This is a genomic window from Bacillus sp. B4EP4a, from assembly GCF_006680105.1.
Taxonomy (GTDB): Bacteria; Bacillota; Bacilli; order Bacillales; family DSM-1321; genus Peribacillus; species Peribacillus simplex_E.
In genome coordinates, this window is sequence record NZ_VHIK01000059.1 from 1 (window position 1) to 21,243 (window position 21,243).

Genomic DNA, 21,243 nt, shown 5'->3' on the forward strand with positions numbered 1-21,243 from the left:
GTTATGAAATCCTGCGAATAAGTGAGCATTCGAGAGATATTCGCATCAAACTGAGGGAGTTCACTAAATATGGATACTTTTTCAATTTACATATATTGTAGAAGGAAGAAATGGAGGGATTAAATTTGAGGATTTTCAAGATATTTTCTATGTGCATTTTAATGATAATATTCTTAAATGCTTGTAGTTTAGAAACTACAAAAACGAAAAGTGGAATTTTGGAGATACCTAATGAAGATGAATATACAACTTTATTAGTGCAAGGTGTTGATGAGGACGGGCTAACTTCCCAGTCAACTTCAAAGGTCATTACAGATATTAATGAAATACAGGCTTTTATAGAAAAAGTGAACAAAATGGAAGTTGTGCAACCTCCTAATAAGGAGTTATTGGAGAAGAGTAAAGAATTAAATAAAAAAGGGAATTACTTTTTTGTTTTATCCGATAAGGAAACCATGGATAACAAAGTATACACTATAAATTTTTTTAGTGATGGAAGGATTATGTTTCAAGAACCGAACGGAAAGAAGCAAGAAACAAATGGAGCAGAACAGAAAATGATGTATTTATCAAAAGAAAAACATTCTGAAGTTCTTCTTGAAATGAAAGAATTATTAAACATTAAGTTTTAATTAACCATTCTTCAACTAAAAGGTCGATAGTTTAACAAAGGGTTGCTGCCGCAACCTTTTCTTATGGCACTAAAGGGGCAGGTTAGTTGAAGAACGGTAACAGAAAAAGTAGGGTAATTTGTAGGAGGTGCTAGTATTCGAGTTTTCTTATGTTTTTTTTATTTGTTTCTTTTAAGTGGTCTAGTAATGGGTTCAATGGAAAGTATTTTTTTTACTGATATTTTTGGTAAGGCAGGTAAGGTTATTCCAACACTTTTTGCAATACCTTTAATTTATTTGATACGGGATCATTTTAAAGAGATAAAAGAACTGGATTTTGGAATGATGTTGTTTTTAAGTATTGCTTCTTTTACAGGACTTGCAGTCATCTTTGTTGTTTAGAGATGTTAAAAGGTGATTTTAAAATTCCTTTAATGAACTAACGGGTGCGTTAGCTGAAGATCAGAGCTGTCTTTAAGGCAGCTTTTTCTTTATGGAACTATCGGGGCAGGTTAGTTGAACAAGGAATTAGATAATTAGGCTAATATTAGACTTAAGTTAGGGGGAGGTAATGTGGATGACAAATTAATGGAAATGCCCTTTCCAGAACTTATCTCAAAATTAGCGATAGCACCTTTATATATTTTAGTGGTAATAGTGGCTATTTTAAATGTAATACTAAATAGAAAAAATAAAGGGTGTTTTAATTTTTTCTTGATAATGGGTTCTTGGGTATACATTTGTATATATTTATTAGCACTGTATTTCTTTTTCTTTGGAAAATAAATAGTTATACAACTAGCATGAAAATAAGTTTCTTTAAAAATGAAAAATGACAATACTTAAGAAGACCCTGCTCAATCGTTTAAAAAAAGAGGGAGAGCGTTAATTAATTAGTCTATGGATTAGGGTTGACTGGATTAAGGTCAGTATCAGTATTGACACTTCCTAACCATTTTCATTCTTTGTGGTGAATCGCCGATTTTTGCGATTCATGGATGGCTAAAGGGTGCGTTAGTTTAAGATTGGAGCTGTCTTTAAGACAGCTCTTTCTTTATGCAACTATCGTGCAGGATAATTGCATAGGAATGGCTTAAGGTGGCGGTCAATGGGTGAGGTATACCCTGAAACAGGGTATACCCAAGACTCATTTTTTCCTTTTTTTATCCAAAAAGTCCAGAAGGAAGGAACAAAACAGTGCGTAGAACCCTATTACAAGAAGGTAGTAACTTGGAATGTCTCCTCTCACGAATAAGAAAATTGCAAATAACAAGTACGGAATTGTTAAAATGATTCGCAACTTTATCACATGGTCACCTCCATATTCATGGTTACCTTGGGAACTGCTTAACCATTTCAATCATTTCGGCTTCCGTATAACCAATGACGGATAGTGCGATTTCAATTTCTTCAGCAGCTTTATAGTCAAATAAATTAAAATTTAGACAATAAAGCGAACGCTTGTTTATTTTCTATTGCCAAGGAAACTGCTTCGACGTCTTGTAGTAACTTCAGGTCCTCAATGTAGAATTGGGCGGTTCTCATCGCTAAGTATTCATTCAGTGCAGTTGAACTGAAGAAGAGTCTTGTCAAAGTGGTGATTGCATGAGGGATGAAAATTTTATTCATCGTAGCACCTCTTACTCATAATATTCTGTTACTTAAATGAGGTACCATGTGTGGGTTGTAAACCTTTATTCCAGCTAATATGTGATGAGAAAAGTTACTCACCAAATGAAAATAATAAGGACTAACCAAGTTGATTAGTCCTCATGAACCATGCAGTCAATTGTCGCTGATAATATTTTTTCTGGAGTGCTGCGGAAATTATGCTTTTAATCAGTAGTAATCTCTTGTATTCCTTCATTTATATAAAAGAGTTTTTCTTCTATGCCTTGAAGGAAAATTCCCTCATCTAATTTTTTAATTTCCAAAAGAATTAACAAAAGCAAAAAAAGCAACAGAATACCAAAGATATACAAACTAAAAGTATGCACCTTTTTCATAGTTGTTTTTATCTCCTTTTTTGCTGAGATGGGGATGCTTTGTTAAGAAGTATTATATATTTGGAATTTCTCGATTATGTTCTTTTTAAATACTCTTTATTTTTATTTTTACAATCAAATTTACTGCACCAAAGTAAATTATTTTACAAAATATAATTTATATCTTTTTCACTCCCATAATAGTTGAAAAGGGTATGCTATGTATTCGTTCGTCCACATTAATTACTCTTAAATGTCCGTTCATTTGATCCACATAATGTACCAATCCTTCTACGCTACTCAGTCGATTATTTTTGTAAAGCGTAAAGGAAATCGGAAAAGTAAACTCCATCGAAACAGCAATTAAATCATTCATCTCTTCCAGGTATTGTTCATCCAATACGGGTTCGGGTTCATCGTAGTATTCCTCGCCAAAATAATGCCGTAGCATTTTTATAAGTTCAGGTAGCATCAGACTGGTCCATTTAATATTACCTCTGAACAGATGCGATTTGTAGATGGCTAACGATTTGTTAGCTTAAGATCGAAGCTGTCTTTAAAGCAGTTTTTTCTTAAAAATTCTAATTATAAAAAAATGAGATGTTTCTTATCAAGAAACATCTCATAAATATCTATTCTTTAAATTTTAACAATCTCATTGCATTTAAAATAACAATTAAGGCTGCACCTGTATCACTTAATACAGCCATCCATAGTGTAAGCCAACCTGGGAAGATAAAGACCAACGCAAGGACTTTAATAATGATAGAGAACCAAATATTTTGTTTAATAACCGTTAAAGCTTTTTTGCTTAACTTCATTGTATGAGATAATTTATCAAGATTATCAGCCATTAAAACAATATCAGCTGTTTCCATCGCGGTATCAGTTCCTGCACCACCCATAGCGATACCTAAATCTGCTGTTGCAAGTGCTGGCGCATCATTAATACCGTCTCCAACCATTGCCACCTTATGACCTTCATTTTGTAATTTCTTTATGGCATCTACTTTATCCTCTGGCAATAATTCTGCGAAATAACGATTAACATTCGCTTCTGAAGCAATCATTTTAGCGGTTCCTTCATTATCTCCAGTCAACATGACAGTTTGATTAACTCCACTTTGTTTTAATGCTTCTAAAGCTGATGCTGAAGTGTCCCGTATTGTATCAGAAACAGCAATAATCCCGATAACTTGATTTTGTGTCCCTATTATAACTACTGTTTTCCCTTTGTTCTGTATTTCATGAATATGTTTTTTTATATCCTCTAAATATACATTCATTTCTTCGAATAGCTTTAGATTACCTGCGTAAAAAATATCTCCTTGAATTGTAGCTTGAACGCCTTTTCCTACAATACTTTTGTATAACTCACCATTTTTAGGTTGGATTCCTTTTTCGTTGCCGTAACGAACAATCGATTTTGCAATAGGATGTGTTGAGAAACCTTCTAGTGTTAATGCTATGGACAGTAATGTCTCTTCTGATACGTTTATCGTCTTAATTTCTGATACTTTAGGCTTTCCTTCCGTTAAAGTTCCTGTTTTATCAAATGCAATGGCCGTGATGGCACCTGCTTTTTCTAAAAACGTTCCGCCCTTAATTAATATTCCGTTCTTTGCGGCGTTTCCAATAGCTGATACGATCGCAACAGGAGTAGAAATGACTAAAGCACAAGGACAAGCTACAACTAGTATTTCAAGTCCTTTATAAAACCACTCTCCCCAAGTGCCAAATCCAAGGAGTGAAGGTACAACCATAACTGCCATTGCTAAAATAAATACAACAGGTGTATAAATACTTGCAAACTTATCTACAAATGCTTCTGTTGGTGCTTTTTGTTCTTGTGCTTCTTCAACTAAGTGAATAATTTTTGATATAGTCGTATCTTCCACTAACTTAGTGACCCTAATCTCAAGAGAACCATTTTCATTTATAGTTCCTGCGTATACTGTATCACCAATATTCTTATCGATAGGAATTGATTCTCCTGTAATAGGTGCCTGATTTACACTTGATTCACCTTGAATAATTTCACCGTCTAATGGGATTTTATCACCTGGTTTAACAAAGATAATGTCACCGACATTTATTTCTTCAACTGGTTTTTTAATGATTTCTGAGCCAGCATAGATCCAAGCTTCAGGGGGAGCTAAATCCATAAGATTACGAATCGAATTCCTTGTTCGTTCAATTGATTTTGTTTGTAGTAAATTGCCGATTGCAAATAACCAAACAACGGTGGCACCTTCAAGCCATTCACCGATTAGAGCAGCTCCAATAGCCGCAACAGACATTAGGACATTCATATCCAGTGAACGACTTTTTATTCCATAGAATGCACTTTTAACTGGCTTAGCCCCACTTATCACCATTGCAATGGCGTAAAGTATTGAGGACATCATTGTAGAAACTCCATTAAATGAACCGATAAAGCCAAGAACTATTAGTACACCAGATAAGATCACTAAACCATTTTCGTTTTTATTTTTATGAGTCTGTATCGACTGATTGTTTGATGGTAAGGAAGCTTTAAATCCGATTTTAGAAACTTCAGTCATAATATCTTCAACACTATTGGAATGTTCGATTTTCATTTTTCCAGTCGAGAAATTAACGCTGACATTTTTAACGGATGGAAGGGTATTTAAGTGGTTTTCAATGCTCTTAGCACAACTACCACAATCCATTCCTTCAATTTCAAATGTTTTTATATTACCATTTTGATTTAAAGGTTCAATAGAAAATCCGAGTTTTTTGATTTCACTCTCAATCGGGATAAAGGCATCAGCGTTACTGGCTGCAACTTGCATTTTCGCTGTGCTGTAATTAACCTTTACTTCAGCTATATCCTTTAATGTGCTTAAACCTTTTTCAATGGTTTTTGCACATGCAGGACAATCCATTCCATGCACTCTATATGCCATCTTTTCGCCAGGAGGAAGAGAATTCGAGATTGTATCTTTTGTCGGTTGATTATTACTACTACAACGGTTTGTTTTCACGGTAATTTTATTTTCTGTTGTTTCACTGTTACAACAAGCATTGTTTTTTTGCTTTTTGTCACTTGTAGGGGAAGGGCTACAACAGCTTATTTTTTCTAGTTCATTGACGGTTTCCTTCGATGAATAAATGCTACAACAATTATTTTTTTCTTGAATTAAAATAGGTAATGGATTAATACCATCTACTGAAATATTGTTACTTGAACAACAACTTGAATTCTCTAGTTTTGCAATTGATTTATCAGAAGCGCTACAACCATTTTCCTCTTTATTTTCATTCATTTTATTTGAGCCACAACATTGTTCATCCAATTTAATCACCCCTAATCTATATGACGATCGCAACATGCAACATCATTTTGAACATCTCCAAGAACTGTATCAAACATCGTTAATAAATCTCGTATATGTTGATTTCGTAAACTGTAATAGCTGTATTTTCCTTCGTTCCTCCCCACAATAATTCCACAACCTTTTAAACACGCAAGATGTTGAGAGATATTAGATTGATTACCGCTAATCTCTTCTACAATTTGGGACACCGTTTTTTCTTCGTTTTTTATACTTTCGAGAATTTGAATCCTTGTTTTATTAGAAAATCCATGGATTAGTTTAACTTTCATATCGATATCAATATTTTGCATATATTTACCTCCGAACATATTAGACAGAGCTAATGTGTTTTGTTATTATCATATTAGCAACGCCTAATATGTGTGTCAAACAATATTAAATAATTACATAATTAATGAAAAGGAGTTTATTGAATGACTAAAAGGTAATGGGAGTATTGTGCGTTTAATCATTTTATTTAACTCTAAAGTATCCAATAAGATAAGTTTATAAGTTTAGAAAATAGTTTCAAAGAGGTGCTCTGATGACGAAAAGAGAAAATTCACCATTTAAGATTGCAGTAATTCTAACATTAGCTGTATTTGTTTTATTGGCTGCATTAGTTACGATTAACAAAATGAAGTCTAATGCAAATAGTGAAACAACTTATGATAAACAGCCACCAATAGAAGGTCAACCTACGTTAGGTGATTCTGATGCTCCGATAACAGTAGTGGAATTCGGTGATTTTAAATGCCCTTCTTGTAAAGCTTTGGGGGAAACAATTTATCCACAATTAATGAGTGATTATGTAGACACGGGCAAAGTGAAGTTTTCGTATATAAATGTGTTATTTCATGGGGATGAGTCCAAGCTAGGTTCATTGGCTGGAGAAGCAGTATATAAACAAAATCCAGAAAGTTATTGGATATTCCATAAAGAGTTATTTAAAGCACAACCAAGTGAGAATCACGACGGATTATGGATAACAAATGAGAAAATTTTAGAAATAGCTAAGACTATTCCTGAGATTGATGTACAACAATTACAAAACGATTTAGAGAACCAAACGAGTTTAGAAGAAGTAAATAAGGATGAAAAATTAGTTGAAGAGTTTAAAGTACAATCTACACCAAGTATCATGCTAAACGGTACGATGCTTGAAGACCCCTTTGACTATAAAAAGATTCAAAGCCTTATAGATAAAGAGTTAGAGGAAAGTAAATGATGAAAGAAGCTGCAAGAAGGTCAAATAATACACAGTTATTTCTTTATATGGCATGGCTAGTTTCTGTTGTGGCTACGTTGGGAAGTCTTTATTTTAGTGAAATTCGAGGGTTTATTCCTTGTGAACTATGTTGGTATCAGCGTATATTGATGTACCCATTAGCCTTAATTCTTGGAATTGGAACTTTTCAAAATGACGCTTCGGTAAAAAGATTTATACTACCAATGGCGATAATTGGTTGGTGTATCTCTCTTTTCCACTACCTTGAACAAAAAGTTCCAGGTTTTGCCGAATTAAAACCATGTGTAAATGGTGTTCCTTGTAGTGCAGAATATATTAACTGGCTTGGCTTTATCACGATTCCATTTTTAGCATTATCAGCTTTTTCTTTGATTATCGTGTTCATGCTTTTGATAAAAAAACCAAAAAAAGATTAAAGATAAAGGCGATCCGATAGGGGGAAGAGCTTGAAAAAGCATTCATCAGATATGGGCGCTACTCTAATTGTCACACTCAACAACCTACGAGTTCTAACTTCTCAGATTAAAAGACAAATAACAGAGGGCTCCCATCGAGGGAGCCTATTTTGATAGGAGGGGAAAGCGATGAATAACAAGTGGAATAAATTTATTTATAAATGTTGGTCGCCTATTTACGATTATGTCTTTAACGCTGGATTATTTTTAAAAGCAAGAAAAGAAATCTTTCATGAAGTTAGCTTGGACAAGGGAAGTAAAGTTCTTGTAGTCGGTGTTGGAACGGGTGCGGACCTCCCATACTTACTCCATAAGGGATATGAGATTACGGCTATTGACTACTCGGGTGATATGTTAAAACAGGCACAAGGGAAATATGCCGATTCATCCATAAGGTTTAGAGAAATGGATGCACAGCAAATGGACTTTGAGAACGAAACATTTGATTTTATTGTTGCCAACTTAATACTTACGGTGGTACCTGATGCGGAAATGACAATAAAAGAAATGGTAAGAGTATTAAAGAAGAATGGCAGATTTCTGGTGTTTGATAAGTTTGTACCAAAAGGAAAAAAAATAAGGATGGGGCAGAGAGTATTCCGTCCCATACTAAAAGGAATGGGAACAGATATCGGAATGGACTTTTATAACGTTTACAAAATTGTCGAAAACACCTGCGAAGTTATAGAGGATAAGGATGTTATGATGAATGGGTTGTATAGAAAAATAACAGCTAACAAGAAAGGATAGATCATAAAAATGAAAAAGATACTCTTTATGTTGATGTGCATGTTTATATGCATTCCTACCATAGCTAATGCACATACGGAACTTACTTCCTCCAATCCTAAAGAGGGGCAAATGGTTACCGAGGAACTGGATGAAATCGTTCTGGACTTTGCAGGATCTATCGAGGAATTAAGCACCATGAAACTAATGAAAGATGGAGAAGAGGTTTCCCTTTCTCAAGTTCAGGTACAAGACAAGAAAATGGTTGGGTCACCTTCTGCCCCTCTTGAAAATGGTTCGTATATCATTGACTGGACTATTGCAGGGGAGGATGGTCATCCCATTTCTGGCAAGGTTTCATTCACTGTACAAATAGAACAAATGCAAGAAGAAAAAGAAGAGGCACAACCAAAAGCAGCTAACAAAGAAAATGAACAGCAGGATAAAGGAGAGGTGCAAAAGGAAAATCAAACCTCATCCAATTCAGTAACAACCATCATCACCGTAATTCTTTTAGTCGTTTTATGCTTGGGTGTAGCTTTGATGTTCAGGAAAAAGCGTAAATGATGAATATACTTATCCCTTTTGCTGAATTAGGAAACTATATATTGTTTTCGATTCTTGCGGGGCATGTGGCACTACAATTTGTACCAGAAGAAAAAAAACCAGTAATTAGGATACCGAAACCTGTTTTGCTTCTTTCTACTCTGGGTATTATTATTTTTACATTAGGACCCATTGTTCAAGTTATCTCCTTTTTTAAGGAAGGTATTGGGTTACAACAAGCTACCCTGTCCGCCTTTACTGAATTTCAGGTAGGAAAAGCCTGGACTTTCATTAGTTTTATGGCGACGTTATTATGGATGACCATCCATGTACAAGGATCAAAATATGTACAGGCGTTGTTGTTATTTCTAATGTTCCTTGGAGTGGGCTATGCAAGCCATAGTGCATCGTTGTCATTTTGGTCGGGATTGTTCTCTCACACGACACATTTCCTTATTGTCTCATTATGGACAGGCATACTCATCCATGTTTCTTGGTTCTCAAAGAAACAGTCCAATTGGTTAAGGTTTTTACGATGGTTTACACCATTTGCTCTTGCCTGTTTAGTCATCATATTAATAAGTGGGTTTATCATAATGTTTTCTTTTGTGGAACCACAGGATTATATGAAATCTTGGATGCTGCCTTACGGGCAGATGCTGCTTCTTAAACACATAAGTATCATACCTGTTATCGCTTTTGCATTTGTTAACGGTTATCTTGTAAAAAAAGCATTGTATCTTTCATCTTTTAACCCACGTCCTTGGCTAATAGGTGAAACCATTTTACTGATGATTGTTTTCTATCTTACAGGAGTATTAGGGACGCTCATGCCTCCTCATGAAATTGATTTTACAGTAAGTTCAGAAGGTGCCTCTCCTTGGGTAGAATGGTTATTAAGCAAAGATATTATTGCTCCATTGTACATACAGTTCATCCCATCTCTTCAAACCATCTTGTTAATGATAATTTCCATCTTATTTTTGACGATGATTGTTGTAAGCTTTAGAAAAGCAAAACCCTATTTAGGACTCGTATTCGGAATATGTTTTATTGCGGCCTTATATATGGGGTTGATGCTGTCCATTTCCATATAAAAAGTAGAAAGTTCACTTATAAGCAATTTAACCTAATCCCGTTATAAAACCTCGGCAATTGCTGAGGTTTTTTTGCATATAAACAAATAAGAACTATAAAAGTAACATTAAGAACGATGTGATTCAAATAGTAAATTGCATTGCTCTTTTTACTCGTATTAATTAAAAACGAGGAACCCCATTTATGACTTAGTGAAAACGTAATGTTTGTATCACTTAAATTATACTTGCAACTTGCAAGTATTGGTATTATAAATTGGATATAGAATATTTGTAATGAATAATTTGCTTTTACAAGTGAAAGGAGAAGGGGAAAGGTATGATCATTCGTGAAGCGATGGAAGCGGACATAGATTTCATCAAAGAAATTTACAATCAAGGGATTGAGGATCGGGTTGCCACGTTAGAAACAGAACTGAAGGACCAAACTTACATGGAAGAATGGTTTGCCAAGCACATTGGACGATATAAGGTAATTGTGGCTGACCAAGAAGGAGAAATCGTTGGATGGGCTTCCTTGAACCCATATAACAATCGTAGTGCTTATAAAGGGGTTGCCGATTTATCAGTTTATATCTCAAGAGATCATCGAGGAAAAGGAGTTGGCGGTTTATTGCTGCAATCAATCGAAAAGCTCGCAAAAGAAAATGACTTCAATAAAATTGTGTTATTCACTTTTACCTTTAACCAGATGGGTCAAGGATTGTACAAAAAACGGGGATATCGCGAAGTAGGAGTATTTAAGAACCAGGGAATTTTAGATGGGGAATTTGTCGATGTGATGGCTATGGAGAAATTACTGTAAACAATTAGGGGGTAGGAGGATTATGACAGTGAATCATTCAAGCGTATTGTCTGTTGGTTATTTTGATGCCTATTTCAAGCTGGTTTTAGCTTCTCGTGAACCTGTGGTGGAAAAGGCAAAAGAATTCATTGAAACCAACTTTTTTAAAGGCAAATCGTGTTATTATGGCGAGCAAACTTACCGAAATTTCATGAAAAAAAATAGTTGAATCAAATAGTTGCAAAATGCAAATAATTTACGTATAAATAAAGAGAGGTGAAAGTAATGGAAAATGAAAACCTTAGAGGTCTCTTCCAACTCTTAACTAGACGTTTTGGATTATTGAATAAAAATTGTTGCAGCGCTGATGGAATTGAGATATCCCTTGTTCAAAGCCATATCCTGTATGAAATACATCGACAAAATAAGGCTTCCATCCAGCAAATTGCAGAAACATTGGGAACGGATATTACGACGTTCAGTCGACAAATCCAATCCCTAATAAAATTGAATTTAGTCACAAAAACCCCTGATGCGGAAGATCGGAGAATTTCTATTCTTTCTCTGACCGATGAAGGCGTGAAAACCAATCAAACCATCGACCAACAAATGAATGATTACTTGAATGAGATTTTCAAAACGATGAATGAGTTTGAAAAGGAATCAGTCGTGCGTTCTCTGCAATTGCTTAATGATCGAATGTTGAAGTCTTCCGTATGTTGTACTACTCCTTGGGGGTAGTATAATTTTTCGAAAATACTTGCAAATTACAACTAAAATATAGGAGGGAATAATGATGGTCCAATTTGATAATAGTACATTACCCGTAGCAATTATAGGTGGGGGACCTGTGGGGCTGGCCGCTGCCGCTCACTTACTAAAAAAAGGGGAGAAGTTTATCGTATTGGAAGCGGGGGATTCCGTTGGTTCGAGCATGTTGGAGTGGGGACACGTTCGAATGTTTTCTCCGTGGCAGTATAACATCGATAAAGCAGCAAAGGAATTACTAGAGAACGCTGGATGGACGTCACCTGACCAAGAAGCTTTGCCGACAGGTCGCGAATTGGTAGAAGAGTACCTTCTGCCGCTAAGTAACCTTCCAGAAATGAAGGAAAACATCATGTTACAAGCAAAAGTAGTCGGTGTTGCCAAAAAGGCTCACGATAAATTAAAAACAGGACAACGAGACACTGTTCCCTTTCAACTGTATGTAGAAGTGAATGGTGACACAACAGCCATTGAAGCGAAAGCAGTGATTGATTCATCAGGTACTTGGACCAATCCGAACCCGATCCTTTCAAATGGAATTTGGACGAATGCGGAGAGACAATTACACAAACAAATCCACTATGGCATCCCAAACATCGAACAATTAGAAAACAGATATCAAAATAAAACCACCGTGGTAATCGGAAGCGGCCATTCTGCCATCAATGCCTTATTGGATCTGGCAACCTTACAGCAACAATATACCGATACAAAGATCTACTGGGGTCTTCGTAAAAAACAGATCCATGAAGTGTACGGCGGGCAAGAAAACGATGGCTTGGCAGCTCGTGGAGAATTGGGCATAAGAATTCAGCAATTAGTGGAGTCTGGACGAATCCATATTCTTACTCCCTTTCATATTAACGGAGTGTATCCAACAAACGGTCAAATCACTGTGGTGGGGGAACTAAACGGAGAAGTATTCACACTTGGTGATATCGATGAAATCGTTGTGAGTACGGGTTTCAGACCTGATATATCCTTTTTAAATGAAATTAGGATAAACCTTGATTCAGCTGTGGAAAGCATAGAAGCGCTTGCTCCGTTAATTGATCCTAATATTCATAGTTGTGGAACCGTGCGGCCGCATGGTGAACAAGAATTACGGCACCCTGAAAAGAACTTCTACATTGTTGGCATGAAGAGTTATGGAAGAGCACCTACATTCTTACTGGCGACAGGCTACGAACAAATCCGTTCGGTAGTGGCTTATCTTACTGGCGATATTGAGGGAGCAAAAGAAGTACACTTGGAACTGCCTGAAACAGGAGTTTGCAGTGTGAACCTGACATCTAGCTCCTGCGACTCTGATACCCCAGCAACTGAAACTAAGGATAGTTCTTGCTGTGGGAGTCCTGTTTTAGAGAGATTGGAAATTAAAAAGAATTCTTGTTGCTAAAGAAACGGAACAGTGGAAAGTTGAATTGCTGGAACCATCCAAAGATAAACACTTAGCACAAAGAGAAAAAGGGAAATACGAAGTATATAGCTTGTTGGTGACTAACCAAAGCAAAAAAGCATACAACGTTAATATTGGGGCTTTTAGAAATGAACCAAGTAACAAGAAAATGTTTGGGCTAGCACCACAAGTGGAGAATGAGATAATGAACGCTGGTCAAACCTTTAGTTTTACAAACTTTCTAGTTAAGGAAAAAACAGAAGAATTGGAATGTTTTGTACCTTGGGAAGATGAACCTGTTACATAAAAAAATGGTAAGAAAGCATCAGGAAGAAAATATAAGGAATCCATTGTTTTTACTCCTTAAATATAAGTGGAGTTACTAACGGGTGCATGAAAAACGGACTTTCGAAAGTCCGTTTTTTGTTTTTTACGCCCCCCATTAACCCGTTGGAGGTTGTACGGTTTGGACGTGTTTTTGTACACTTCTTATGGGGTATACCACATAACGCACCTTTAATTCCTTACCCATAACAAATCTGGTAAAATGATTAAGACAAAAAACAAAGGCATTATGATCCAACCTATTTTCTTTGGTATCGTCTTCTTCAAGTAAGGAATTTTCTCTAATAGATAAAAACCCATTCCAATGGAGATAAAAACAAAAAGAAAACTCAACCAAATATTTTCAATCATAGGGGCAAAATATGTAATAATGATTACGAACCAACATCCCCTTGCTATAGCATTTAACTCCATCTCTTTTTCCTCACTTTTACTTCTTCCTCAGAAGAAATCCAATAGTTACAACTATTATCACTAGAAAGCTACCTATACACGCAGTAACTATGCCTTCTGTTTTGTCTTTTGCAAAAAAACAAATATATGTATTAACGGAAGCAAAAATTAAAAAAATTAATAACTTTGTAACTAAGTTAATTCTATTTATTGCTCTCACAGTAAATCACAGTCCTTAATGGTGAATTAACGATATCATATTAAAATAATTCGAACCTTTAAATAATAACAATAAAGAGTAATTATTCATAAGGGTAAAATAATCCATAGTAGATAAGTTATATAATTTTAATTAGACTTCAGTACCAATAAAAAAAGAGCTATAATCATAGCTCAAATTCATTTATATAATAGAAACCTGTTAGTTCTATAAGGATTTTAAACCAATCTTCATATATCCAACAACCAAAGCATCCAATCTTTCTCCTCCTAAAAGGCTGTAATTCACATCATTTTATCAGAAAACAATCATTTAGCTTTTAGGTAGAATATGGACATTCTTCTTCAACAAACCTGCCCGTTAGTAACTAAACTGTAAACGGATTGTTACGCAAATAGCATTGTTGGAGGAGACTTCAATATATATAATTAAGACTCGTTAAGGAGTGATGAAAGATGATAAGCGTTACAGTAGATAAGTTAAAATTCAAGAAACAATTATCGGGGATTGAACAAATCACACTGAAAGATTTTCTTTATACCTGGGTAGGTAGCTCAAGCAAGGGATTTGATGATTTTTTTCACCTTGAGTACACAGTAGATGTATTTGCCAAAATGGAAAAAACGACGAATGACACCGATTTGTTGATTTCTGATGATGATTATTTCAGATACATAACATTGACGGAAGATAATCAAATTGTGATAGGTGTTTTAGATATGAATTCAGAATTAAAACATAGAATAATTTCACTAGATATGATTAAATAATTCTTCGTTTTCTTTAACCCATACAAAAAAAGGCAGTGGTACACTGTCTTTTTTTAATTGTTCACTATATGTCTTATGCGACGTTACTGAATTATCCTGCCCCGTTAGTTTCCATAAGAAAAAGCTGCCTTAAAGACAACTCCGATCTTCAACTTATGCACCCGTTAGCCATCCATGAAATGAACAAAGATAGCTGTTAGCTGATATTATTATCGTTACACCAAGCACTAAAACAGGGAAGAACGCTGTATTTATGAAATGACTAGAAATCCATGTATCATACATTAAACTCCACCTCAGTTTTTGTTTTTAATGGTGTGAACGAAACTCTGGTGTTCCACTCAATGTTAAAGTCCATATTTTTTAAAGAGAAAACTACCAGCGACAAAAAAGAGAAATTTTAATATGTAAATTGAAAAAACTATTATTAGGATAGGGAGTCGTTTTATATTTTTCATCATTTTAATAATATGGCTCTTACTTAGAGCTCACAGTACGAATACACTGCGTTAGTTGATTAAGAAACACTATTTTTCATTTATTAGTATTCCGCCTTTTGACTGATAAACTCTCAATGTCTTTCCTTGTTCAGTTTGTTGATAATACTCTACTTCACAGTAGTAGTACCTTCTTCTACACCCTGATAATTCTTAGGAAACATAATGCTATGCTTTCCAAAGTTAGCCTCTGTATGTCCCCCTCTTGTAATATCGAATATGACGACCTCACAATCAGAAACATTATCCTGATAGGAGAAATAAAAAGGCGACTCCAAAAATGTCCTTGATCGGTATCTTATACGAATCTCCGTTTTTTTTTTTCAATTTATAAAAATGCCAAAAATAAGCCGACATCCCCACAAGCATTACAAATGACAAGATTAGTAAAGAGTAATACTGTGCCAATTTCCTTCAATTCCTTTTTTATAGTTTCTTCTTATACGTTTCCCGATGATGTTTCAATTCACTCGTTTTTAACCCAAAAAAGGAATGAAACCTTATGGAACTATACTGCCCCGTTAGTTGCATAAAGAAAAAGTTGCCTTAAAGACAGCTCCGTTCTTCAGCTAACGCACCCGTTAGTTCATCAAGAAAATTAACAACACCCTTAAACAAGTCTTTGAAGGGGGCTAATAGGCTCGGAGATATTTTGAAACCATCTTTTAAGCAGACTAAAATAAAAAATTATTTTGTTGAATAGTTAAGCCTTGATTAAATAAGAATATGCTTATACAATGATATTGAATAACCACATAAGCATTTAATTATATATTCAATTAGGCTAGGAGGGATAACATGCAAACGAATGAAGCGTTGGAAATAGAAGGTACTGCAAACGTTCTTAAACTTTTAGGTGATAAAACACGTTTGACCATGGTGAAAATTATGTCTGAACATGAATGTTGTGTCTGTGAATTTGTAGACCTGTTTGATATGAGCCAACCTGCTATTAGCCAACATTTAAGAAAGTTGAAAGATAGCGGAATTGTGAATGAAGCGAGAAGGGGACAATGGATATTTTACTCGTTAAACCAAGCATCCTCGTATTACTCATTTATTCAAACGGTTATCAAGGACTTGCCAAGTCAAGCATTTAAAGTAGAAAAATTAACAGCACAAGGAAAACGAATTTGTTGTGACTAACGAGGAGGAGAACATCAGTGGGTACAGTTATATTAGCGAGTATCATCTTTTTGCTGACGTTGACATTCGTCATTTGGCAACCCAAGGGATTGTCAATCGGCTGGTCAGCATGCGGGGGTGCGGTACTTGCCTTACTCGTTGGAGTTGTTGACTTCAACGATGTAATTACCGTTACGGGGATTGTATGGAACGCGACGTTGGCGTTCATTGCTATTATCATTATTTCTTTAATTTTAGATGAAATTGGTTTCTTTGAATGGGCAGCTCTACATATGGCGAGAGCGGCCAAGGGAAATGGAGTTAGGATGTTTGTGTATGTGAGCATTCTCGGAGCTCTAGTCGCTGCGTTCTTCGCAAATGACGGAGCCGCGCTCATCTTAACTCCGATTGTATTGGCGATGGTTCGAAACTTGAAGTTGGAAGAGAGAATGATCTTCCCATTTATCATCGCGAGTGGGTTTATTGCGGACACTACATCCTTACCGCTTGTGGTAAGTAACCTGGTCAACATTGTTTCTGCTGACTTTTTTGATATCGGGTTTATTGAGTTCGCATCTAGAATGATCGTTCCCAACCTGTTTTCATTAGTAGCTAGCATCCTGGTATTATATTTGTACTTTAGAAAGAGCATTCCGAAGAATTATGATATGGCTCAATTGAAGAAGCCAGTCGATGCCATTCGGGATGTAAAAATGTTTCGCCTGTCTGGGATTGTTTTAGGTGTTCTGTTGGTAGGCTATTTTATCAGTGAATTTTTCAACATTCCTGTATCCATCATTGCAGGTGTTATCGCCATTTTCTTCTTGGGTATGGCAAGAAGAAGTCCAGCTGTAAATACCAAGACCGTTGTAAAAGGCGCACCATGGGCGATTGTGTTCTTCTCCATTGGAATGTATGTCGTGGTGTATGGATTGAGAAACGTTGGATTGACGAACATTTTAGCCGACCTAATCCAAGTGACGGCTGATCAAGGATTATTCGCTGCTACTGTCGGAATGGGATTCATCGCAGCTATTCTTTCATCGCTTATGAATAACATGCCGACGGTCATGATAGACGCTCTGGCTATTTCCGACACGAATACAACGGGCGCGATTAAGGAAGCCCTTATTTATGCCAATGTCATCGGTTCGGACTTGGGACCAAAAATTACACCGATTGGTTCTCTGGCTACCTTATTGTGGCTGCATGTCCTTTCATTAAAAGGCGTGAAAATCTCATGGGGAACCTACTTTAAAACGGGTATTATCTTAACCATCCCAACATTGTTCATCACATTAGTTGGCCTATATATATGGTTGAACATTATTCACTAAACACATCATTTTACTCATAAAGGAGAGAAACAACATGACTAAAAAAACACTTTACTTCTTATGTACAGGTAACTCGTGCAGAAGTCAAATGGCTGAAGCATGGGGTAAGAAATATCTAGGAGACGAATGGCAAGTTCTAAGTGCAGGAATTGAAGCACATGGGTTAAATCCGAAAGCTGTTAAAGCGATGAACGAGGTTGGAATGGATATTACCAATCAAACTTCCGATATCATTGACCCTGACATTTTAAATAATGCCGATTTTGTGGTCACATTATGTGGCGATGCGGCGGACAAATGTCCCATGACGCCACCGCATGTGAGACGTGAACATTGGGGCTTTGATGACCCAGCAAGAGCGGAAGGGACCGATGAAGAAAAATGGGCGACCTTCCAACGTGTTCGTGATGAAATCGGAGAAAGAATTGAACGTTTCTCTAAAACGGGAGTATAAATAAAACTGAAAAGCCGAGTAATCACTCGGCTTTCGTTTTATCCATAGCATAAGTAAATGATTATATAAGAAGGGGAGAGAACAAATGATGAAAGTGGAAATCTTTGATCGTGCCATGTTCTGTTCGTCCTTTGTGACCAATATATAAACTTTGCATGCCTGGCTTCATAATCATTTCACGTCTTTTGTAGTTCCAAAGAGAAGCCTATGTACACATCTATATTCATAAATGACACTCAGAAAATGGTTTACACCGAGCCATTATTGTACACCGTAAAGGAAAGCGGGAAGGATATACCATGCATTCTTCAAATTAACTATTCATTTCTTTCAATTGCTGTTCATCTAACCAAGATCGGGGACGTCATAATATTCCTTGTGAAAGTAGTTCCGAAGCATTTTAATATGCTCTGGTAGCAGGCTGGTCCATTTTATATTTCCTCGGACGCGGATAGTCTTGTTCAACAACAAATCATAGAACAGTTGTTAAAGTGGAAAGATGTAAGGTTAAAGTTGTTAACATAATCAAAAAACGGCATCTATTTTGCCGTTTTCAGCGGTAACTTTTAATTAACTAATAAAAAAACTGTTTATGGCTTTTTTCTTCTGTTCAAAATCTATATGGGTGTACATACTCGTAGTAGCAAGACTTTCATGGCCTAATAATTCCTGTAACGTTCTTAAATCCACTTTATCTTTGTTTTCTTGCAATAGTAAGGTAGCAAACGTATGCCTCAAATGGATCAGAGAGAATCGGTGAGCGGGTAAACCAGCTCGTTCTAAAACCTCTTTAAATATTTTGTGCAATCCACGCGGATTTAAAGGCTTATTTTTTTGATTATAAAAGATTGGTTCACTATAATGTTTTTGCTGCTTTAAAAGAGTTCTTTATAGTCTTGAAATAACGGAAAGACAATGGGATGAAGGGGAAGGAGGCGTTCTTTTCTCCCTTTTCCTCGAACTAAAATCGTTTGATTTTCTAAATTTACTTACTCCCATGTTAAATCCACTAATTCTTGACGTCTCATTCCTGTTGTTCCAAGTAGTTTAAACATTAATTCATTTCTAATTCTTTGGGGTCGTGGATCATGCTCTAAATAGGTAAATAACTTTTGAAGATCCTGTAAGGTCATATATTCAGGTAAATTCTTATCGACTTTAGGTGCTTGAATACCTGCTGTGAAGTCAGACTTCATGTAATTTTCTTTTAGACAATATTTACTAAATGATTTTAAGCACGAAATGCGGCGTTGTAGCGTTCTTGGCTTAATACTATGATTGATGACTGATCTTGCACAAAACGACGCACACTGGACGACGTGAGCTCATCTAAGTCTAATGATCGGTTGTTAGCAGTTAATAACTCACCGTAGAGCTTTAAATCGAATGCGTAACTAGTTAAAGTGTTCAAGGAGTAATTTTTCTCAACTTCTAAGTGAGATAATCATCCGAAGCTTGAACGTAATTCATAATTATCATTCCTCTTGGGAATTATTCTGTCCAACCCAAGGAATTATGTTCGAATCCATTTATTATGAGTACTAACCGACTAATCGGAAGCAGCATTGAATATTATAGTCAACTTGAGCCAAGTTAGGGGACAACAATGAATCTTATGGGAACTTGAAGCTGAGACCACTTGGTACTATTATGTTTGTATCTAGTTTACATAATATATATTATAGGAAGTTATATTTTTATTGTTAATTTTATCTCATATCTTAAGAATACTTAACTTAGTGAGACGAAATGCAAATTTTTATAATTATCTGCACAATTATTTATTATTATCTTTTTATCTAATTACTCATTGTTAACTAATACTTTAAGTAAATCTTGTTACGTTTAGTTAGAAAAAAATGATTGATCTTCAATTTTATATTGGGATTAAATATTGGCAGTGAATTTTGCTTGGATTTAAGCTAATTTCACAATGAGTTAAGTCCCATAATATTTAATTCTCAAATGTCAATTAAATTTCAGGTTTTTATTCTCAATCGTAATTTATCTGTTAATGGCTAACATTTTTCGTTTTTGTCTATTTTGTTTGTTTACGATTAATCACTTAATCGTTTTAGTTCACTTATTATTTATTATACTTAGTCATTTGACTCTAAGGATCTCAAATCATTTTGTTGTATTAATTCTAATCTATATTATGTTTTTCCTTCATGTAAAAACCGGTTTCAGTATTTCTCGATACAAAGAATTTGGATAAATCTTCAGTTGTTGTGTATGAAGATATAGACATGAAGTAAATAAACGATTCCCCCCTTCTATTAATAAAAATAACGCCGCTCTGCTGAGACCCCTCTAATCTTTTTATTCAAGTTGCTCATTTGAAATTCTATAGTTTTCAAAACATTACGCTTAACTGACCTGATTTACCAATTTTGTTATTCTGATATATATAATATATGGCAATATGAGAAAAATCACGGGTTAACACTTCTAAAAAGTTATATTAATATATTTTCCCTTATAACAACTCTAAGGGTTTTTATCTTGAAATTTCCGCTTTTTCTTCCTGAAAGTGATTATAGGGTCCTCTATTTAGCAATATAATCTCTCTTTAAACTTATAACTGCCTATTTCATGAATAACCTTTAATAAATGATGAACAATCCGCCTGTTTTTAAACTTATTTTTAAGTAAAGGTTACGATTTTAAGGAACTGCTTTCATAATTGCAAGGAAGCTGCCAAAGGCTATAAAGTAAACCTTCAAATTGATTTTGTTAAAAAACACTTCCTACCTTCAGCAATCAGTTCTTTGGTATAATGGGTGTAATTCATTTATATGTAATTCGTAAAAGTCGATTTTTACATATAAATGAATTACAAGGTTTCACAAATCAAGGCAGATTATAAGTTAATGCGAGATGACAACATATTTTTATAAAACGGAATAATAATGTTATGTAAACTCTAATCACGAAATGTTGATTACCTATTTCTTTGGTTCTTTTACAAAAGTCTTTATTAAGAAGTTGAGGAAAGTTGGTTAGCAAGTTATTGATGAGTTATGTACCTTTTTTTCTTATTTGAAGGGGCATTTCGCGTTAGAGTTTCGATTAAACGAGTTTTTCCTTCAACCTTATGTCTAATAGACAAAAAAGGAACACGAAATAGCACTTGAT

26 protein-coding genes are annotated in these 21,243 nt (G+C 35.2%); 17 read left to right on the forward strand and 9 right to left on the reverse strand.

Going from position 1 to position 21,243, the window contains the following annotated elements; all coding sequences use genetic code 11:
- Positions 1-110: 110 nt before the first annotated feature.
- The 3 genes from FNK51_RS23385 to FNK51_RS23395 all read left to right on the forward strand — a co-directional run bounded on the left by FNK51_RS23385 (position 111) and on the right by FNK51_RS23395 (position 1,397).
- A complete protein-coding gene (locus FNK51_RS23385; protein ID WP_141994854.1) occupies positions 111-632 on the forward strand; it encodes a hypothetical protein in 522 nt (173 codons plus the stop codon).
- A gap of 186 nt (positions 633-818) precedes the next feature.
- The gene (locus FNK51_RS23390) at positions 819-1,013 is read left to right on the forward strand and encodes a hypothetical protein (protein ID WP_098372359.1); all 195 of its coding nucleotides are present in this window, start codon (positions 819-821) and stop codon (positions 1,011-1,013) included.
- A gap of 171 nt (positions 1,014-1,184) precedes the next feature.
- On the forward strand, positions 1,185-1,397 hold the full coding sequence (locus FNK51_RS23395) for a hypothetical protein (protein WP_098372358.1): 213 nt from the start codon (positions 1,185-1,187) through the stop codon (positions 1,395-1,397).
- Positions 1,398-2,045: 648 nt separating this feature from the next.
- On the opposite strand, the gene FNK51_RS23400 is transcribed toward FNK51_RS23395, so the two are convergent.
- The 5 genes from FNK51_RS23400 to FNK51_RS23415 form a co-directional block, all read right to left on the reverse strand.
- Positions 2,046-2,240 (reverse strand): hypothetical protein, encoded by a 195-nt coding sequence (locus tag FNK51_RS23400; protein WP_141994855.1) that lies wholly within the window; start codon positions 2,238-2,240, stop codon positions 2,046-2,048.
- Between the two features lie 206 nt (positions 2,241-2,446).
- Positions 2,447-2,617: a hypothetical protein gene (locus tag FNK51_RS26770; RefSeq protein WP_181762326.1), complete on the reverse strand. Its 171-nt coding sequence runs from the start codon at positions 2,615-2,617 to the stop codon at positions 2,447-2,449.
- A gap of 157 nt (positions 2,618-2,774) precedes the next feature.
- Positions 2,775-3,068 carry a YolD-like family protein gene (locus tag FNK51_RS23405; RefSeq protein WP_141994856.1) on the reverse strand — a complete coding sequence of 98 codons (294 nt, stop codon included), beginning with the start codon at positions 3,066-3,068 and terminating at the stop codon, positions 2,775-2,777.
- Positions 3,069-3,228: 160 nt separating this feature from the next.
- Positions 3,229-5,886, reverse strand: coding sequence for a heavy metal translocating P-type ATPase (locus FNK51_RS23410; protein WP_141994933.1), 2,658 nt, complete (start codon positions 5,884-5,886; stop codon positions 3,229-3,231).
- A 41-nt stretch (positions 5,887-5,927) separates the two neighbouring features.
- Complete coding sequence (locus FNK51_RS23415) at positions 5,928-6,248, reverse strand: ArsR/SmtB family transcription factor (protein ID WP_098372355.1); 321 nt, start codon at positions 6,246-6,248, stop codon at positions 5,928-5,930.
- A 233-nt stretch (positions 6,249-6,481) separates the two neighbouring features.
- On the opposite strand from FNK51_RS23415, the gene FNK51_RS23420 reads away from it, so the two are divergent.
- The 11 genes from FNK51_RS23420 to FNK51_RS23470 all read left to right on the forward strand — a co-directional run bounded on the left by FNK51_RS23420 (position 6,482) and on the right by FNK51_RS23470 (position 14,692).
- A complete protein-coding gene (locus FNK51_RS23420) occupies positions 6,482-7,165 on the forward strand; it encodes a DsbA family protein (protein ID WP_141994857.1) in 684 nt (227 codons plus the stop codon).
- Positions 7,165-7,602 (forward strand): disulfide oxidoreductase, encoded by a 438-nt coding sequence (locus tag FNK51_RS23425; protein WP_141994934.1) that lies wholly within the window; start codon positions 7,165-7,167, stop codon positions 7,600-7,602. The genes FNK51_RS23420 and FNK51_RS23425 overlap by 1 nt, the downstream gene beginning before the upstream one ends.
- Positions 7,603-7,770: 168 nt before the next feature.
- Entirely contained in the window at positions 7,771-8,391 is a 621-nt protein-coding gene (locus FNK51_RS23430) for a class I SAM-dependent methyltransferase (RefSeq protein WP_141994858.1), read from the forward strand.
- Between the two features lie 9 nt (positions 8,392-8,400).
- The gene (locus FNK51_RS23435; RefSeq protein ID WP_098372352.1) at positions 8,401-8,937 is read left to right on the forward strand and encodes a copper resistance CopC family protein; all 537 of its coding nucleotides are present in this window, start codon (positions 8,401-8,403) and stop codon (positions 8,935-8,937) included.
- Complete coding sequence (locus tag FNK51_RS23440; protein WP_286178845.1) at positions 8,934-10,013, forward strand: copper resistance D family protein; 1,080 nt, start codon at positions 8,934-8,936, stop codon at positions 10,011-10,013. Before FNK51_RS23435 ends, FNK51_RS23440 begins: the two co-directional genes overlap by 4 nt.
- 319 nt (positions 10,014-10,332) lie before the next feature.
- A complete protein-coding gene (locus FNK51_RS23445; RefSeq protein ID WP_141994859.1) occupies positions 10,333-10,818 on the forward strand; it encodes an arsinothricin resistance N-acetyltransferase ArsN1 family A in 486 nt (161 codons plus the stop codon).
- 22 nt (positions 10,819-10,840) lie between these two features.
- Complete coding sequence (locus FNK51_RS23450) at positions 10,841-11,026, forward strand: hypothetical protein (protein ID WP_141994860.1); 186 nt, start codon at positions 10,841-10,843, stop codon at positions 11,024-11,026.
- 56 nt (positions 11,027-11,082) lie between these two features.
- On the forward strand, positions 11,083-11,538 hold the full coding sequence (locus FNK51_RS23455) for a MarR family winged helix-turn-helix transcriptional regulator (RefSeq protein WP_141994861.1): 456 nt from the start codon (positions 11,083-11,085) through the stop codon (positions 11,536-11,538).
- A 52-nt stretch (positions 11,539-11,590) separates the two neighbouring features.
- The gene (locus FNK51_RS23460; RefSeq protein WP_141994862.1) at positions 11,591-12,964 is read left to right on the forward strand and encodes an FAD-dependent oxidoreductase; all 1,374 of its coding nucleotides are present in this window, start codon (positions 11,591-11,593) and stop codon (positions 12,962-12,964) included.
- 25 nt (positions 12,965-12,989) lie between these two features.
- The gene (locus FNK51_RS23465; protein WP_141994863.1) at positions 12,990-13,271 is read left to right on the forward strand and encodes a hypothetical protein; all 282 of its coding nucleotides are present in this window, start codon (positions 12,990-12,992) and stop codon (positions 13,269-13,271) included.
- Between the two features lie 1,106 nt (positions 13,272-14,377).
- Positions 14,378-14,692 carry a hypothetical protein gene (locus tag FNK51_RS23470; RefSeq protein WP_141994864.1) on the forward strand — a complete coding sequence of 105 codons (315 nt, stop codon included), beginning with the start codon at positions 14,378-14,380 and terminating at the stop codon, positions 14,690-14,692.
- Between the two features lie 153 nt (positions 14,693-14,845).
- On the opposite strand, the gene FNK51_RS27350 is transcribed toward FNK51_RS23470, so the two are convergent.
- A complete protein-coding gene (locus FNK51_RS27350) occupies positions 14,846-14,977 on the reverse strand; it encodes a hypothetical protein (RefSeq protein ID WP_286178846.1) in 132 nt (43 codons plus the stop codon).
- 1,010 nt (positions 14,978-15,987) lie between these two features.
- On the opposite strand from FNK51_RS27350, the gene FNK51_RS23475 reads away from it, so the two are divergent.
- Genes FNK51_RS23475 through arsC form a run of 3 tightly spaced genes read left to right on the forward strand, consistent with a single transcriptional unit; the run spans position 15,988 to position 18,105 of the window.
- Positions 15,988-16,335 (forward strand): ArsR/SmtB family transcription factor, encoded by a 348-nt coding sequence (locus FNK51_RS23475; RefSeq protein WP_141994865.1) that lies wholly within the window; start codon positions 15,988-15,990, stop codon positions 16,333-16,335.
- 17 nt (positions 16,336-16,352) lie between these two features.
- The gene (locus FNK51_RS23480) at positions 16,353-17,651 is read left to right on the forward strand and encodes an arsenic transporter (protein ID WP_141994866.1); all 1,299 of its coding nucleotides are present in this window, start codon (positions 16,353-16,355) and stop codon (positions 17,649-17,651) included.
- Between the two features lie 34 nt (positions 17,652-17,685).
- A complete protein-coding gene (arsC, locus tag FNK51_RS23485) occupies positions 17,686-18,105 on the forward strand; it encodes an arsenate reductase (thioredoxin) (RefSeq protein ID WP_141994867.1) in 420 nt (139 codons plus the stop codon).
- Between the two features lie 570 nt (positions 18,106-18,675).
- On the opposite strand, the gene FNK51_RS27355 is transcribed toward arsC, so the two are convergent.
- From FNK51_RS27355 to FNK51_RS27365, 3 genes are all read right to left on the reverse strand, one after another.
- Positions 18,676-18,954 (reverse strand): tyrosine-type recombinase/integrase, encoded by a 279-nt coding sequence (locus FNK51_RS27355; protein WP_286178856.1) that lies wholly within the window; start codon positions 18,952-18,954, stop codon positions 18,676-18,678.
- 140 nt (positions 18,955-19,094) lie between these two features.
- Positions 19,095-19,301: a tyrosine-type recombinase/integrase gene (locus FNK51_RS27360; RefSeq protein WP_286178847.1), complete on the reverse strand. Its 207-nt coding sequence runs from the start codon at positions 19,299-19,301 to the stop codon at positions 19,095-19,097.
- Positions 19,302-19,336: 35 nt separating this feature from the next.
- A complete protein-coding gene (locus tag FNK51_RS27365) occupies positions 19,337-19,516 on the reverse strand; it encodes a hypothetical protein (RefSeq protein WP_286178848.1) in 180 nt (59 codons plus the stop codon).
- Positions 19,517-21,243 lie beyond the last annotated feature (1,727 nt).

Coding starts and splice junctions, on each gene's coding strand:
- FNK51_RS23420 (WP_141994857.1), top strand. CDS start 6,482: ATGACGAAAAGAGAAAATTCACCATTTAAGATTGCAGTAATTCTAACA.
- FNK51_RS23415 (WP_098372355.1), bottom strand. CDS start 6,248: ATGCAAAATATTGATATCGATATGAAAGTTAAACTAATCCATGGATTT.
- FNK51_RS23450 (WP_141994860.1), top strand. CDS start 10,841: ATGACAGTGAATCATTCAAGCGTATTGTCTGTTGGTTATTTTGATGCC.
- arsC (WP_141994867.1), top strand. CDS start 17,686: ATGACTAAAAAAACACTTTACTTCTTATGTACAGGTAACTCGTGCAGA.
- FNK51_RS23390 (WP_098372359.1), top strand. CDS start 819: ATGGGTTCAATGGAAAGTATTTTTTTTACTGATATTTTTGGTAAGGCA.
- FNK51_RS23430 (WP_141994858.1), top strand. CDS start 7,771: ATGAATAACAAGTGGAATAAATTTATTTATAAATGTTGGTCGCCTATT.
- FNK51_RS23445 (WP_141994859.1), top strand. CDS start 10,333: ATGATCATTCGTGAAGCGATGGAAGCGGACATAGATTTCATCAAAGAA.
- FNK51_RS27360 (WP_286178847.1), bottom strand. CDS start 19,301: ATGAAGTCTGACTTCACAGCAGGTATTCAAGCACCTAAAGTCGATAAG.
- FNK51_RS23410 (WP_141994933.1), bottom strand. CDS start 5,886: ATGAATGAAAATAAAGAGGAAAATGGTTGTAGCGCTTCTGATAAATCA.
- FNK51_RS26770 (WP_181762326.1), bottom strand. CDS start 2,617: ATGAAAAAGGTGCATACTTTTAGTTTGTATATCTTTGGTATTCTGTTG.
- FNK51_RS23425 (WP_141994934.1), top strand. CDS start 7,165: ATGAAAGAAGCTGCAAGAAGGTCAAATAATACACAGTTATTTCTTTAT.
- FNK51_RS23475 (WP_141994865.1), top strand. CDS start 15,988: ATGCAAACGAATGAAGCGTTGGAAATAGAAGGTACTGCAAACGTTCTT.
- FNK51_RS23470 (WP_141994864.1), top strand. CDS start 14,378: ATGATAAGCGTTACAGTAGATAAGTTAAAATTCAAGAAACAATTATCG.
- FNK51_RS23440 (WP_286178845.1), top strand. CDS start 8,934: ATGATGAATATACTTATCCCTTTTGCTGAATTAGGAAACTATATATTG.
- FNK51_RS23400 (WP_141994855.1), bottom strand. CDS start 2,240: ATGAATAAAATTTTCATCCCTCATGCAATCACCACTTTGACAAGACTC.
- FNK51_RS23405 (WP_141994856.1), bottom strand. CDS start 3,068: ATGCTACCTGAACTTATAAAAATGCTACGGCATTATTTTGGCGAGGAA.
- FNK51_RS23385 (WP_141994854.1), top strand. CDS start 111: ATGGAGGGATTAAATTTGAGGATTTTCAAGATATTTTCTATGTGCATT.
- FNK51_RS23435 (WP_098372352.1), top strand. CDS start 8,401: ATGAAAAAGATACTCTTTATGTTGATGTGCATGTTTATATGCATTCCT.
- FNK51_RS23460 (WP_141994862.1), top strand. CDS start 11,591: ATGATGGTCCAATTTGATAATAGTACATTACCCGTAGCAATTATAGGT.
- FNK51_RS23455 (WP_141994861.1), top strand. CDS start 11,083: ATGGAAAATGAAAACCTTAGAGGTCTCTTCCAACTCTTAACTAGACGT.
- FNK51_RS27350 (WP_286178846.1), bottom strand. CDS start 14,977: ATGTATGATACATGGATTTCTAGTCATTTCATAAATACAGCGTTCTTC.